The 13372-nt window shown below is 66.5% G+C and carries 15 protein-coding genes; 12 read left to right on the top strand and 3 right to left on the bottom strand.

Annotation, left to right across the window (positions count from 1 at the left end):
• Positions 1 to 101: 101 nt before the first annotated feature.
• Positions 102 to 278, top strand: a complete 177-nt coding sequence (locus OG205_RS27535; protein ID WP_319980195.1) for a hypothetical protein — start codon at positions 102 to 104, stop codon at positions 276 to 278.
• Positions 279 to 286: 8 nt separating this feature from the next.
• On the opposite strand, the gene OG205_RS27530 is transcribed toward OG205_RS27535, so the two are convergent.
• Positions 287 to 670 (bottom strand): DUF4190 domain-containing protein, encoded by a 384-nt coding sequence (locus OG205_RS27530; RefSeq protein WP_330270928.1) that lies wholly within the window; start codon positions 668 to 670, stop codon positions 287 to 289.
• Between the two features lie 202 nt (positions 671 to 872).
• Here OG205_RS27530 and OG205_RS27525 point away from each other — a divergent pair, with 202 nt between their 5' ends.
• From OG205_RS27525 to OG205_RS27475, 11 genes are all read left to right on the top strand, one after another.
• Positions 873 to 2069 carry an acyl-CoA dehydrogenase family protein gene (locus OG205_RS27525; RefSeq protein WP_093602395.1) on the top strand — a complete coding sequence of 399 codons (1197 nt, stop codon included), beginning with the start codon at positions 873 to 875 and terminating at the stop codon, positions 2067 to 2069.
• 135 nt (positions 2070 to 2204) lie between these two features.
• Positions 2205 to 2981 carry a hypothetical protein gene (locus OG205_RS27520; protein ID WP_330270927.1) on the top strand — a complete coding sequence of 259 codons (777 nt, stop codon included), beginning with the start codon at positions 2205 to 2207 and terminating at the stop codon, positions 2979 to 2981.
• A 38-nt stretch (positions 2982 to 3019) separates the two neighbouring features.
• On the top strand, positions 3020 to 3619 hold the full coding sequence (locus OG205_RS27515; RefSeq protein WP_330270926.1) for a hypothetical protein: 600 nt from the start codon (positions 3020 to 3022) through the stop codon (positions 3617 to 3619).
• 42 nt (positions 3620 to 3661) lie between these two features.
• Positions 3662 to 4750, top strand: coding sequence for an IS630 family transposase (locus tag OG205_RS27510; RefSeq protein WP_442916586.1), 1089 nt, complete (start codon positions 3662 to 3664; stop codon positions 4748 to 4750).
• A 598-nt stretch (positions 4751 to 5348) separates the two neighbouring features.
• A complete protein-coding gene (locus OG205_RS27505) occupies positions 5349 to 5909 on the top strand; it encodes a general stress protein (RefSeq protein ID WP_330270925.1) in 561 nt (186 codons plus the stop codon).
• A 168-nt stretch (positions 5910 to 6077) separates the two neighbouring features.
• Positions 6078 to 7331, top strand: a complete 1254-nt coding sequence (locus OG205_RS27500; protein WP_330270924.1) for an ABC transporter substrate-binding protein — start codon at positions 6078 to 6080, stop codon at positions 7329 to 7331.
• Positions 7328 to 8287: a carbohydrate ABC transporter permease gene (locus OG205_RS27495; protein WP_442916593.1), complete on the top strand. Its 960-nt coding sequence runs from the start codon at positions 7328 to 7330 to the stop codon at positions 8285 to 8287. The genes OG205_RS27500 and OG205_RS27495 overlap by 4 nt, the downstream gene beginning before the upstream one ends.
• Positions 8287 to 9132 carry a carbohydrate ABC transporter permease gene (locus OG205_RS27490; RefSeq protein WP_330270923.1) on the top strand — a complete coding sequence of 282 codons (846 nt, stop codon included), beginning with the start codon at positions 8287 to 8289 and terminating at the stop codon, positions 9130 to 9132. The genes OG205_RS27495 and OG205_RS27490 overlap by 1 nt, the downstream gene beginning before the upstream one ends.
• Before the next feature lie 8 nt (positions 9133 to 9140).
• Entirely contained in the window at positions 9141 to 10325 is a 1185-nt protein-coding gene (locus OG205_RS27485; protein ID WP_330270922.1) for an ABC transporter ATP-binding protein, read from the top strand.
• Positions 10326 to 10592: 267 nt separating this feature from the next.
• Complete coding sequence (locus OG205_RS27480) at positions 10593 to 11480, top strand: SDR family NAD(P)-dependent oxidoreductase (protein WP_093602373.1); 888 nt, start codon at positions 10593 to 10595, stop codon at positions 11478 to 11480.
• 96 nt (positions 11481 to 11576) lie between these two features.
• A complete protein-coding gene (locus tag OG205_RS27475; RefSeq protein WP_330270921.1) occupies positions 11577 to 12551 on the top strand; it encodes a hypothetical protein in 975 nt (324 codons plus the stop codon).
• Here the strand turns inward: OG205_RS27475 and OG205_RS27470 are convergent.
• Positions 12533 to 13039 (bottom strand): SRPBCC domain-containing protein, encoded by a 507-nt coding sequence (locus OG205_RS27470; RefSeq protein WP_330270920.1) that lies wholly within the window; start codon positions 13037 to 13039, stop codon positions 12533 to 12535. The two genes, OG205_RS27475 and OG205_RS27470, sit on opposite strands and share 19 nt — an antisense overlap.
• Entirely contained in the window at positions 13036 to 13338 is a 303-nt protein-coding gene (locus tag OG205_RS27465) for an ArsR/SmtB family transcription factor (RefSeq protein ID WP_330270919.1), read from the bottom strand. Before OG205_RS27465 ends, OG205_RS27470 begins: the two co-directional genes overlap by 4 nt.
• Positions 13339 to 13372: the final 34 nt, after the last annotated feature.

The raw sequence follows: 13372 nt of genomic DNA, 5'->3' as shown, positions 1-13372 counted from the left end.
GTGTTCGACCGTCACGGGTTGCATTCAAAACTGGTGAAGTGGCGCACAATCCGTCACTGAAGTTTGCGATCCACCCCCGGCGCGGGGGCATGCTCTTGGGCATGTCACGTTCCAGTAACGGCAAGACGAGCAGACGGTTGCGGCTCTTCAAACGTCGCGAGGACGACCTGCTCGAGCGCAGCTTCCGCAGCTGCCCTGGATGCGCTTCCGACGTCCACGTGTTCGCCGACGTCTGCCGCCACTGCGGCGGCGCACTGGAGATCGCCCTCGCGGGCTGAGCTTTCCGCTAGTACGTGCTGCTGTTCACGCCCGCGATGATCGCGATGACGATGATCGCGAAGTAGGCCAGCCATCCGGCGATGACGAGGTAGCCGACGACCAGGCCGGCCATGGCCAAACCGTGTCCTTCCTCCTCGCCCCGCTTGATCTTCCCCATCGCGATGTGACCGAAGACGACGCCGACGATCGCCGTCACGCCACACGACACGAAACCCACGCAGGACAGAACCAGCGAGAGAATCGCGCTCTGCTGCGACTTCGGCGGCATGGGCGGCGGGTAGCCGTAGCCGTAGGGCGGCTGCTGGCCGTACGGGCCGGGCTGGCCGTAAGGCGGCTGCTGCTGGCCGTACGGATCCCCTGGCTGCTTCGGGTTGTACGGGTCGTAGGTCATGGTGGTCCCCCTAGAAGTGGTGAGGCGGGATCTTAAGGTCCCGCCTTTCAGTTCGTCGCGCGTGGGTGCGCGATTACACCTGTCAGGGATGCTGTTTCGGTACAGCAGGTGCCGCTGTTGTTGCGGAGAGCACACCCCGGTCGCAAACGGGCGTTAACCGGTCCATACTCGCCGGTAACCAAAGCCTTGGAAGGGAAGTGCGATGGCGCGCCTCGCCCAGACCGCGGGTCTCACGGACATCCAGGAAGAAATCCTCGCGACCGTTCGCACGTTCGTGGACAAGGAGATCATCCCGCACGCCCAGACGCTGGAGCACGGCGACACGTACCCCGCCGACATCGTCGAGGGCATGAAGGAGATGGGTCTCTTCGGCCTGACGATCCCGGAGGAGTACGGCGGCCTGGGCGAGTCCCTGCTGACCTACGCGCTGGTGGTCGAGCAGATCGCGCGGGGCTGGATGAGCGTCTCCGGCGTCATCAACACCCACTTCATCGTGGCGCACATGCTCAAGCAGCACGGGACGCCCGAGCAGAAGCAGAAGTACCTGCCGCGCATGGCCACCGGCGAGGTGCGCGGCTCGTTCTCCATGTCCGAGCCCGAACTCGGCTCCGACGTCGCGGCGATCCGCACCCGTGCCGTGCGCGGCGATTCCGGCTACACGATCAACGGCCAGAAGATGTGGCTGACGAACGGTGGCACGTCCAACCTCACCGCCGTGCTGGTGAAGACCGACGAGGGCGCCGAGAAGCCGCACCAGAACCTCACGACGTTCCTGGTCGAGAAGCCCGAGGGTTACGGCGAGGTCCTGCCTGGCCTCACGATCCCGGGCAAGATCGACAAGATGGGCTACAAGGGCGTCGACACCACCGAGATGGTGTTCGACGGCTTCGAGATCGCCGCGGACCAGGTGCTCGGCGGCGTCACGGGCCAGGGCTTCCGGCACATGATGGACGGCGTCGAGGTGGGCCGCGTGAACGTGGCCGCCCGCGCGTGCGGCATCTCGATCCGGGCCTTCGAGCTCGCGATCGAGTACTCGCAGCAGCGCAGGACGTTCGGCAAGGCCATCGTCGAGCACCAGGCCATCGCCTTCAAGCTCGCCGAGATGGCGACCAAGGTCGAGGCCGCGCACCTGATGATGGTCAACGCCGCGCGGCTGAAGGACTCGGGCCAGCGCAACGACGTCGAGGCCGGCATGGCGAAGCTCATCGCCTCCGAATACTGCGCCGAGGTGACGCAGGAGTCGTTCCGAATCCACGGCGGCTACGGCTATTCCAAGGAATACGAGATCGAGCGCCTGATGCGCGAGGCCCCGTTCCTGCTGATCGGCGAGGGCACGTCCGAGATCCAGAAGACGATCATCTCGCGCGGCCTGCTGCGCGACTACCAGTCACGCGGCTAGCCGCGAGTTGACGTTCGTCCGTTAGGGGCCAATCTTTCACGGGATTGGTCCCTAACGGTTTTTGCCCGCGGGCCATAAGGTTCGCTCACTTTGAGCACAGATCTGACACTTCCGAGACCTGTGTCGCCGCCACACGTGGTCCGTCTGGAGCTGGACACGTTCTCCGGCGTCGACCGTCCAGCGCTGGCCAAGTGGTTCGGCGACCTGTTCACCGGTCTGCTCGCACCCCTCTGCCCGGCCTCCGTCGAGGAACTCGTGGCAGTGGCGCGCGACTACCACCCTTCCGACACAACGCCCTGGGGTCCGCCGGGTTATGCCCGCCTCCTGCTCTCTTCGGGTGACTTCACCCTTCCGTCGTGGTCGGCCGCCCTCGACGACCTGCCGTCGTTCCTGCGCGTGCAACTCGTCCAGCTCGACTCCCAGGGCCTGCCCCTGGTGGACGACGGCTGGTGCGCGGAAATCCTGCTGAAGGACGATCCCGCGTTCCCCCACCAGATCACCGTCACGGCCGCACGCTCGCTGTTCGGCGGCTGGATTTCCCATGTGGTGCAACAGGAATGGCTGTCGACGTTCCGCTCGGGCGCCACGCTCGCACAGGCCTGCGGCGGCTGGATCACGCTGGACCGCGTCGGCGTGCGGACCGCGCACGAGGTCGCCGCCGGCGTGGGCCTGGACGAATCCCTTTTCATGGCAGCGGAGTTGTCGCGCGGCCCGCACTGGGCGACGTTGCTGGGACCGCGCCAGGTCGCCGCTTTGGGTGGTGTGCAAGAAGTCTGCGCGACCGCGCCGGTTGTCGCCGTTGAGCATCTGGGTGGCGGCCGCATTCTTCTACAGCTGACGGAGCACCTCGACGAGGTGCCGCCGGACGTCCTGCGCAAGCTGACCGAGTTCCTCACCCCGGTCCTGCACTGACCCGGCGAGATGCGCTGTCGTTTGGGACCCTGTCCTCCGTGAGGCCTTCACCGAAGACTGACGTGCTCATGGCCGTGGACGCCGCCCTGCGCCCCACGGGCTTCGTCCGCCGCGGCCACGTCTGGCTCCAGGAGCGTGGTGACGGCGTCGCCGGCTGGCTCGGCTTCGGCCTGGCGGGTTCGGTGGACGTCACCCCGCTGGTCGGTGTCTGCTTCCGCCGCTACGACGAGGTGTGCCGCGTGCTCGGCGTCGGAATCCCGACCACGCCTTTCGTTTCCACGCCTGTCGGTTCGCTGATGGGCGAGAAACCCGTGTGGCGCTGGACCTTCGAACCCGGCGGCGACCACACGGCGACCGCTTCCTCTTTGGTGAGCGCGTTTCTGAAGCACGGCAAGCCCTACATCGACAAGCACGCCAAGTGGGACGCGCTGTCCCGCGACCTCGTCGCCAGGCCCGAGTCGTTGCTCGACTTCGAACGGGCGCGCAAGCTCGCGATCATCCACGTGCTCAACGGGAACGTCGGCGCGGCCGGTGAGGTGCTGAAGAAGGAGCGGGAACGGGTGGCGGACAGCAAGGACGTCTACGCGAGGTCGTACCGCGCGTTCGCACACCGCTTCGAGCTGGTGTTCGCGAACTAGTGTCCTGAGTCGTTAATTCGGCATCAGCACTAGATTGTGTCGGTGCCGAACCCGAAACTGGTGCCGCTGACCCTGTCCGATGACGAACGTCGAGTCCTGGAGAGCTGGACGCGTCGGCGGACAACTGCGCAGGCGTTGGCGTTGCGAGCCCGGATCGTGCTGGCATGTGCTGAGACTGGTGAGTCGAACACCGTTGTGGCGCAACAGTTGAGCCTGGGCCGTCAGACGGTGGCGACCTGGCGGGCACGGTTCCTGCGCGACCGGCTGGACGGGTTGTCGGACGAGCCTCGCCCAGGCCGGCCGCGCACGATCACCGACGATCAGGTCGAGCAGATCGTGGTCACGACACTGGAGACCAAGCCGGTCGGCGCGACGCACTGGTCGACCCGGTCACTGGCCACGCAGGTCGGGATGTCGCAGTCGGCGGTCTCGCGGATCTGGCGGGCGTTCGGCCTCAAGCCGCACAAGGTCGACACCTTCAAGATCAGCAAGGATCCGTTGTTCGTGGACAAGGTCCGCGATGTCGTCGGCCTCTATCTCGACCCGCCCGCGAAAGCCGTGGTGTTGTGCGTGGACGAGAAGACCGGAATTCAGGCACTGGACCGCTCGGCGCCGGTGTTGCCGATGCTGCCCGGCGTGCCCGAGCGACAGAGTTTCGACTACATCCGGCACGGCACCACGAGCCTGTTCGCAGCGCTGGAGATCGCCACCGGACAGGTGATCAGCGCGGTGAAACGCCGTCACCGGCACCAGGAGTTCCTGGCGTTTCTGCGCACTATCGACAAGAACGTGCCCACCGGCCTGGATGTCCACGTCATCCTCGACAACCTCAGTACCCACAAGACACCCGCGGTGAAGACGTGGCTGCTCAAGCACCCACGCTTCCACTTGCACTTCACCCCGACCAGCTCAAGCTGGCTCAACCTGGTCGAACGCTTCTTCGCCGAGATCACCGTCAAGCTTCTTCGCCGGGGCGTCCACCGCTCGGTCACCGCACTGGAGAAAGACATCCGCGGCTGGATCGAGCAGTGGAACACCAACCCCAAGCCCTACGTCTGGACCCGCACAGCAGACCAGATCCTCGAGTCCCTAGCCGCCTACTGTCAGAGAATTAACGACTCAGGACACTAGAAGACGAACACCTTTTCGAACGAGCGGGTGTTCTTGTGTTGTCGGGGGACATGCGCGTGACCACGGGGGACCCGACTTGTTCGACCGCCGAAATGACCGTCACGTCGATCGACGAGAAGCTCCGTTGTGACGCTGACCGTGAACTCGTGGACGGAACGGATCCTGTCCGCCGAGGTCGACACCCTGCGCAGAGCGTTCCCAGGGCGCGTCCTGCCTGACGCTCTGCCAAGCGGGAGCGCAGAGGCGTTCTCAGCGGAAGAACTCTGGTTCGCGACCATTTGATCGGTGTGGACGGCGTGGTGATTCGTGGCTTCGAAGCGGATACCACGCCGCCGACATCGTCTGACCCGTTTGGGGCCGATCCGTGAGATCACCGACGATCGCGGTGAGATCCGCGAGATCGCCGAGCCGGCGCTGCACGTCCAATGCCCGTTGAAGGTGTTCGCGGGAGACCGGCCCATCATGGCAGAGCCGCGCGACGAGGATTGGCGGTCTTCCGGCCCTGTCGCGACGCCGAGCACGTGGTCGTGCCGCAGAAGAGGTGATCCCGGCAAAACACCCGCAGGCGTCTCGGCACCCCGCAGTGGGCACTGGCAGGATGGGACGATCAGCGCGTCCGACAGAGGTGGTCCCCGTGACGAGTCCGTTCGCCAACCCGAACCGGCCCGGCGTCCCTCCCCGCCTGCCCACCCCGCCGACGGGGTGGCCGGTCGGTTCGTACGCCACGTATGAGGAAGCGCAACGTGCGGTTGACCATCTCGCCGTAGAAGATTTCCCGGTCCAGGACGTCATGATCGTCGGCGTGGACCTGATGCTCGTCGAGCGCATCACCGGCAAGCTCACCTGGAGCCGTGTCCTCATGACCGGTGCGGCGAGCGGGGCCTGGTTCGGCCTGTTCGTGGGGCTCTTGCTCACCCTCTTCAGCCCCGAACCGGGAGTGACCGTCGGGCCGGTGCTCACTGGTCTGATCACCGGTGTGTTCTTCGGGCTGGTGTTCGCGGCGGTCGGGTACGGGTCGGCGCGCGGTAAGCGGGACTTCCAGTCGGCCAGTCAGCTGGTGGCGAACCGGTACGACGTGCTGTGCAGCCCGAAGTCCGCCGAGAAGGGGCGTGACCTGCTCGCGAGGCTTGCGATGCGGCCCGTGAACCCCGGCAATTGAGACGCTGAAGTGGACCATTGGTTCTGAATCGTTGCCTCTCTTGGTTGCGGCTCGTGATCACCCGGCCTAGGTTCATCTGACCGGTCCGCCCGGTGCGGCCGGTGGCACGACGAGGTGCCGGGCGCTGCGGTCTGGCTCCTCCGTGTAGTCGGGAAGGAGGCAGGGCCGATGGGTGCGACACGGCGCTATCGACTTGCCGCCGGAGTGGGAGCCGCGGTACTCGCGGCAGGAACGCTCACGGCGTGCGGGTCGGGCGACGGCGGCATCACCGTCAACGTCTACAAGTATCCCCAGGAGAACTTCCAGGCCATCGTTGACAGCTGCAACGCGAAGGCCGGCGGGCGATACAACATCGTTTACAACAAGCTGCCGCGTGAGGCGGACGGTCAGCGCGAACAGATGGTGCGCAGACTTGCGGCCGAGGACGACAGCATGGACGTCCTGGGGCTCGACGTCACGTGGACCGCGGAACTGGCGAAGGCGGGCTGGATCAAGGAGTTCACCGGCTCCGTCAAGTCCCAGGTGGAGAGCGGCACGCTCAAGACGCCACTCGACACGGCGACCTACGAGGGCAAGCTGTACGGAGCTCCGGACAACACGAACGTCCAGCTCCTGTGGTACCGCTCGGACCTCGTGCCCACGCCGCCGAAGACGTGGGACGAGATGATCTCCATGGCCGAGGCGCTGGTGGCGGAAGGGAAGCCCGGCCAGATCGTGGCGCAGGGGAAGCAGTACGAGGGGCTCGTCGTGCTGTACAACACCCTCGTCAACTCCAACGGCGGCACGATCCTCGACGAGAACGGCACCAAGGCCATCGTCGACGAGAAGGCCGTGCAGGCGTTGGCGGCGTTGAAGAAGCTCGCCACGTCCAAGGCGATCGACCCGTCGTTCTCCAACGCGGCCGAGGACAACGCGCGCCTCGCGATGGAGAACGGCAACGCGGCGTTCCAGCTGAACTGGCCGTACGTCTACGCGGCGGCGCAGAAGAAGCCAGACTTCGCGAAGAACTTCAAGTGGGCGCCATACCCCACCGTGAGCGGTGACGCCGCCAAGGTCACCGTCGGCGGGATCAACTACGCCGTCAGCAACTACACCACGCACGCGGACGAGTCGTTCGACGCGGTGTTGTGCTTGCGCGGAGCGGAAAGCCAGAAGATCGCCGCGCTGAAGGACGGTGTGCCGCCGACCATCGAGGCCGTCTACGACGAGCCCGAGATGGCCGAGGCGTACCCGATGCGCGACGACATCAAGGAGACGCTGAAGAACGCGAGTGTGCGGCCGCGCACGCCCGCCTACCAGAACGTCTCGACGGTCATCTCCACGATCCTCTCGCCGCCCGCGAGCATCGACCCGCAGGCGACGGCGGACAGGCTGCGCAAGGAACTGCAGGACGCTCTCGACTCGAAGGGGGTGCTGCCGTGAGCCAGACAGCAACGGAAGACACGGCGACGACCGGGGCGACGCCTGCATCGGTCGCCCCCAAGAAGAAGGTCGCGCTGAGCGAGGGCAAGAGGGCCGAACGCCGGCTCGGCTGGCTGCTCTGCGCGCCCGCCGCGATCACCATGGTCGCGGTGACCGGCTGGCCGATCCTCTACTCGCTGCTGCTGTCGATGCAGAGGTTCGACCTGAAGTTCCCGGACCGCACCGAGTGGATCTGGTTCGACAACTACGTCACGGTGCTCAGCAGCCCGTACTGGTGGAACGCGGTCTGGGTGACGGTGTTGCTCACCGTCGTCACGGTCGCCGTCGAACTGGTGCTGGGCATGTCGCTCGCGCTGATCATGCACCGGGCGCTGGTCGGCCGCGGCATCGTCCGCACGACCACGCTGATCCCGTACGGCATCGTCACGGTCGTGGCCGCGTTCTCCTGGCGCTTCGCCTGGACGCCCGGCACCGGCTACCTCGCCGAGGCGCTCGGTGGCGATCCCGTGCTCACGGAGAAGATCCCGGCGCTGATGGTCGTGGGTCTCGCGGAGATCTGGAAGACCACGCCGTTCATGGCCCTGCTGCTCATGGCGGGCCTGGCGCTGGTGCCGGACGACCTGCTCAAGGCCGCCGCGATGGACGGCGCGAACGGGTGGCAGCGGTTCATCAGGATCACCGTGCCGATCATGAAGCCGGCGATCCTCGTGGCACTGCTGTTCCGCACGCTCGACGCGTTCCGCATCTTCGACAACCTCTTCGTGCTCACCGCGGGTTCGCAGGGCACGTCGTCGGTGTCGATGCTGACCTACAACAACCTGATCAAGGGCTTGAACCTCGGTATCGGATCCACGATGTCCGTGCTGATCTTCATCATGGTCGCGATCATCGCGTTCGTGTTCATCAAGCTCTTCGGCACCGCTGCCCCCGGCAGTGACGACGGAGGGAAGCGCTGATGGCGGGTATCGGAGGAGCGGAGACCCCGGCCAAGAAGTGGGGCTGGGGCGTTCTCAACACGGTCGTCGTGATCTACGCGCTGATCCCGGTGCTGTGGATCGTGTCGCTGTCGTTCAAGTCGTCGGCGACGTTGTCCGACGGCAACTTCATCCCTCGCGAGTGGAGTCTGGAGAACTACCAGAACATCTTCTCGACGTCGGAGTTCACGCGGGCGCTGATCAACTCCATCGGCATCGCGATCATCGCGACCGCGATCGCCGTGGTGTTCGGCACGATGGCCGCCTACGCCATCGCGCGGCTGGACTTCCCCGGCAAGAACCTGCTGGTCGGCGTCTCGCTGCTGATCGCGATGTTCCCGCAGGTCTCGCTGGTGTCCCCGTTGTTCGAGATCGAGCGCTCGCTCGGCCTGTTCGACACGTGGCCCGGCCTGATCCTGCCGTACATCACGTTTGCGCTGCCGCTCGCGATCTACACCCTGTCGGCGTTCTTCCGCGAGATCCCCTGGGAGCTCGAGAAGGCGGCGAAGATGGACGGTGCGACGCCGGGGCAGGCGTTCCGTCGCGTCATCGCGCCGCTGGCCGCGCCGGGTGTGTTCACGACGGCGATCCTGGTGTTCATCTTCTGCTGGAACGACTTCCTGTTCGCGATCTCGCTCACCTCGACCGAGCAGTCGCGGACCGTGCCGGTGGCGCTGTCGTTCTTCACCGGCAGCTCGCAGTTCGAGGACCCGGCCGGGTCGATCGCGGCGGCCGCCGTGGTCATCACCATCCCGATCATCCTCTTCGTGTTGTTCTTCCAGCGCCGGATCGTCGCCGGCCTGACCTCCGGCGCCGTCAAGGGGTGAGTTGACCAATGGCAGAGATCGTTCTGGACAAGGTGACCAAGAAGTACCCCGACGGCGCGCTGGCCGTGCAGGAGGTCAACCTCGAGATCGCCGACGGCGAGTTCATCATCCTGGTCGGACCGTCCGGCTGCGGGAAGTCCACCACGCTCAACATGATCGCGGGCCTGGAGGACATCACCGACGGCGAGCTGCGCATCGGCGGGCAGCGCGTCAACGAGAAGGCGCCCAAGGACCGCGACATCGCGATGGTGTTCCAGTCCTACGCCCTCTACCCGCACATGACGGTGAAGGAGAACATGGCCTTCCCGTTGCGGCTGGCCAAGGTCGACAACGCGACGGTGGAGAAGAAGGTCAAGGAGGCCGCGGAGATCCTGGATCTCACGCAGCACCTCGACCGCAAACCGTCCAACCTGTCCGGTGGCCAGCGGCAGCGCGTGGCGATGGGCCGCGCGATCGTGCGCAGCCCCAAGGCGTTCCTGATGGACGAACCGCTGTCCAACCTGGACGCCAAGCTGCGCGTGCAGATGCGCACCTCGGTGTCGCGCCTGCAGAAGCAGCTCGGCACGACCACGGTGTACGTGACGCACGACCAGACCGAGGCGATGACCCTCGGCGACCGGGTCGTCGTCATGCGCGGCGGTGTCGTGCAGCAGATCGGCGCGCCGCAGTTCCTCTACGAGCAGCCGGCGAACCTGTTCGTCGCGGGCTTCATCGGCTCCCCGTCGATGAACTTCGTGCCGGCGTCGCTGGAGAACGGCTCGCTGCGGTCGGTGCTCGGTGACGTGACGCTGACGGACCGGGTGCGGCAGCTGCTCGAAGGCGCCGACGCGCCCCGAGAGGTGATCATGGGCATCCGCCCTGAGCACTTCGAGGACGCGGCACTGGTCGACGCGGCCGCGCTGTCGGCCGGTGGCAGGTTCACCTCGCAGGTGGACGTGCTGGAGTCGATGGGTTCGGACAAGTACGCCTACTTCAACCTCACGGGCGAGCAGGCGGCGTCGGCCGAACTCCAGGAGCTCGCGGCGGACGCGGGATCGGACGACGTGCCGGGTGACGGCATCTCCATGGTCACGCGGCTGTCGTCGGCCTCGGGCGCGGTGGAAGGCGCTTCCGCGGACATCTGGTTCGACGCGGACAAGGTGCAGCTCTTCGATCCGTCCAGCGGCAGGAACCTGACTTACACGGAACGGTGAATTCTCGTTTCTCGGGCCGCCTTCCCCTCGCGGGAAGGCGGCCCGTTTTTGTCACCCAATCGAGTTAGGGTCAAAGGGCCGTGTTCGTGAGGGCCGATTAGTGCGGGTCATCTGCCCGGCCGAACTCGGTTCGCCATTGGGCGCTCGGCAGCGTCATCTCATCGAAACATGTTCTGCTCGGCCCGGGATCGTCCGCACGCTTGTCGGAGGCGGGTACAGGACCACAGGGGGGTTCGGGAACCGCCGCCGAGTGAAAGAGAGCGTGCAATGGGGATCCTGGACGGTAAAGCGGTCGTCATCACGGGGGCAGGCCGAGGGCTGGGCGAGGCCTACGCCATGCACGCCGCCCTCGCCGGCGCGTCCGTGGTGGTCAACGACAACGACGGTGACCTGGCAGAACGGGTCGCGGAGCACATTCGTGAGTTCGGCGGCCGCGCCGTGGCCTCGAACCACACGGTCGCCGATCCCAGCGAGGCGGCCAAGATCGTGGACCTGTGCGTCGACGAATTCGGCCGTGTCGACGGTTTGGTGAACAACGCGGGCCTGAACTACGAGACCGCGCCGTGGGAGGACGACCCCGAGACGATCAAGCAAGTGGTCGAGGTGAACGTCCTCGGCGTCATCTATGTCGGAATCGCGGCAATGCGGGCGATGCGCGCCACCGGCGGTGGCTCCATCATCAACATTTCCTCCGGCGCCTCATTCGGCCAGCGCAAACTCGCCACCTATTCGGCGACCAAGGGCGCGGTGGCCTCACTGAGCTACTCGTGGGCTCTCGACCTGGAGTCCGAAGGCATCCGCGTGAACGCCGTGTGCCCTGTCGCGCACACGCGGATGGTGTGGAAGTCGGAACGTTCCCTGCGCGCCATTCCGGCCGATCGGACGCCGGGCAAGGTGGCGCCGCTCGTGCTGTTCCTGCTCTCGGACCGCGCCGAGGGCATCACCGGGCAGGTCATCCGGTGCAACGGCAGGCAGCTGCACATCGTCGGGCAGCCGTACTTCAAGCAGCCGATCCTGGAGAGCGACAACTGGGACACCGCTTCGGTGGAGCGGGCGTTCACGGGCGTGTTGCAGGCCCACCTCGAACCGTACGGGTTGGAGAAGAGGATGCCTCCCCGGCTCCGTGCGCTGGTGGAGCCTTCGCAGACCGCCTGAGCCCGCGGGGGAGGTGTCGCCCGGCGCCCCGGGTGGCGCCTCCCCGCTGTGGTCAACTGTGGACTGTCGCGTTTGACGCGGTGCTAGCTTCCGCGCGTGGTTTCCCAGCTTCCGTCCTACGTCGACACCGACTTCGACGACGACGAACTCATGAGCACGGCTTTGGCGCTGGTCTCCGGCGACCTCGGCCCTGCTCTCCGTCTCGTCGCCGCCACCCGTGACCAGCCGCACCGCCGCGAGCTCGTGCTCGACGTGCTCGGCGGCGCGGGCAACGTCGTCCTGCCGCAGTTGCTCGACCTGCAGGAGGAGCGGCCGGACGACCTGGAGCTGCTGTTGTTGCTCGGCAGCGCCCAGTCCGTCGCGGGATGGCAGTCGCGTGGTGCGGCGGGGGCGGACCAGACGGCGGAGGAACAGTGGGACGGGCTGCGGAAGTTCTCCCACAGGGCCCACGAGACGCTGCACCGTGCCGCCGCGCTCGACCCCGACGACGTCGCGCCGTGGGCGTTGATGATGTCGATGGCCGTCGCGCTGCCCACGCACCGGCGTGAGGCCGCGGAGGTCTACGAGGAGGTTGTGAAGCGGGTCCCCGACCTGGTCAACGCGTCGTTCCGGCGGCTGCACGCGGCCTGCAAGAAGTGGTACGGCAGCCACGAGGAGATGCTCGGATTCGCCAGGGGCACCGCCGGCGGTGCGCCCGACGGGCACCCGCTGCTGGCGTTGATCCCGGCCGCGCACATCGAGATGCACGTGTACCTGACCTGGAAGACCAGCTTCCTGGTGCGGATGTGGCAGACCATCGCCCGGTCGTACCTCAAGAAGCAGCGCGCCGAGGTCGACGCCGCGTCCGACCGCCTGCTTGCCGGTACCGACGACCACCCACGTTCCCTGTGGGCGCACCAGATCTTCGCGAACTACTACTTCGAGCTCTTCGTGACCGACAGGCTTGCCTTGCACCTCGCGCGCGGCGGCGAGCGAGCGTCGCGGTGGCCCTGGGGTTACAGCGGGGACGCGGACGCGCAGTTCGCACGGGCGCACTCGTACGTTGCCCGGTTTCACCGCCAGGACGGGTAGCTCGGCGCGACCTCGGCGTAGCGCTCGCTCCAGTTCGGCGGGGTCTCGTTGCGCAGGAAGGCTTCCGCGCGGTCGAAGAACGCGTGCGTGCCGGGCGCGAAGCCCTTGGCGTTGCGTTCGGACAGTCCGCGGTGGGTGAACCGGAGCAGGGTCTCGTCGCCGTCCGCGGTGAGCTCGTAGCGCACGACGCTGTCCTCCACGATCCGCTGGTGCCACTCGTGTTCGAAGACCGCGTGGCCGTTCTCCGGCGGCTGCCACGTCAGGATGCGGCCCGTGACGCGCTTGGCCTCCATCGGCGCGGGCGGGTCCTCGGGCTCGATGACGACCGTTTCGCCTTGCGGGTCAACGGTTCCCTCGCCGAACCACGCCTTGCGCTCGGCGTCGTCGGTGATGGCCGCCCAGACGCGGTCGATCGGGAACCGGAACCTGCGGTGGAACGCGAGGGTGGCGTGCGCGCCTTCGCCGGTGATGGTGCCGAGGTCGTTCATTCGTTCTCCAGGTGCTGTTGAAGTGCGTCGAGGTGATCGCGCCAGAAGCGGCGGTACGGGGTGATCCAGTCGTCGACGCGTTGCAGGCCATCGGGCTTGAGTGCGTAGATGCGGCGCTGACCGTCCGGTCGCACCTCGACCAGTCCCGTCTCCCGCAGGACGCGGAGATGACGGGACACGGCCGGCTGGGTCAGCGCCGGGAGGCTGTCCACGAGTTCACCCGCGGTGCGTTCGCGTTCGGCCAGCAGGCTGATCAGGTGCCGCCGGTTCGGTTCGGCCACTGCCTCGAAGACGTCCACGCTCAGTTTTATAACTCAGCACGTATATAAGTGC

This window comes from Lentzea sp. NBC_00516, assembly GCF_036346835.1.
Taxonomy (GTDB): domain Bacteria; phylum Actinomycetota; class Actinomycetes; order Mycobacteriales; family Pseudonocardiaceae; genus Lentzea; species Lentzea sokolovensis.
Note: the sequence above shows the minus strand (reverse complement) of the source record. Positions and strands in the feature narration are given on the sequence as shown.

Coding starts and splice junctions, on each gene's coding strand:
- OG205_RS27470 (WP_330270920.1), bottom strand. CDS start 13,039: ATGAACGACCTCGGCACCATCACCGGCGAAGGCGCGCACGCCACCCTC.
- OG205_RS27530 (WP_330270928.1), bottom strand. CDS start 670: ATGACCTACGACCCGTACAACCCGAAGCAGCCAGGGGATCCGTACGGC.
- OG205_RS27480 (WP_093602373.1), top strand. CDS start 10,593: ATGGGGATCCTGGACGGTAAAGCGGTCGTCATCACGGGGGCAGGCCGA.
- OG205_RS27535 (WP_319980195.1), top strand. CDS start 102: ATGTCACGTTCCAGTAACGGCAAGACGAGCAGACGGTTGCGGCTCTTC.
- OG205_RS27500 (WP_330270924.1), top strand. CDS start 6,078: ATGGGTGCGACACGGCGCTATCGACTTGCCGCCGGAGTGGGAGCCGCG.
- OG205_RS27505 (WP_330270925.1), top strand. CDS start 5,349: ATGGGACGATCAGCGCGTCCGACAGAGGTGGTCCCCGTGACGAGTCCG.
- OG205_RS27485 (WP_330270922.1), top strand. CDS start 9,141: ATGGCAGAGATCGTTCTGGACAAGGTGACCAAGAAGTACCCCGACGGC.
- OG205_RS27490 (WP_330270923.1), top strand. CDS start 8,287: ATGGCGGGTATCGGAGGAGCGGAGACCCCGGCCAAGAAGTGGGGCTGG.
- OG205_RS27525 (WP_093602395.1), top strand. CDS start 873: ATGGCGCGCCTCGCCCAGACCGCGGGTCTCACGGACATCCAGGAAGAA.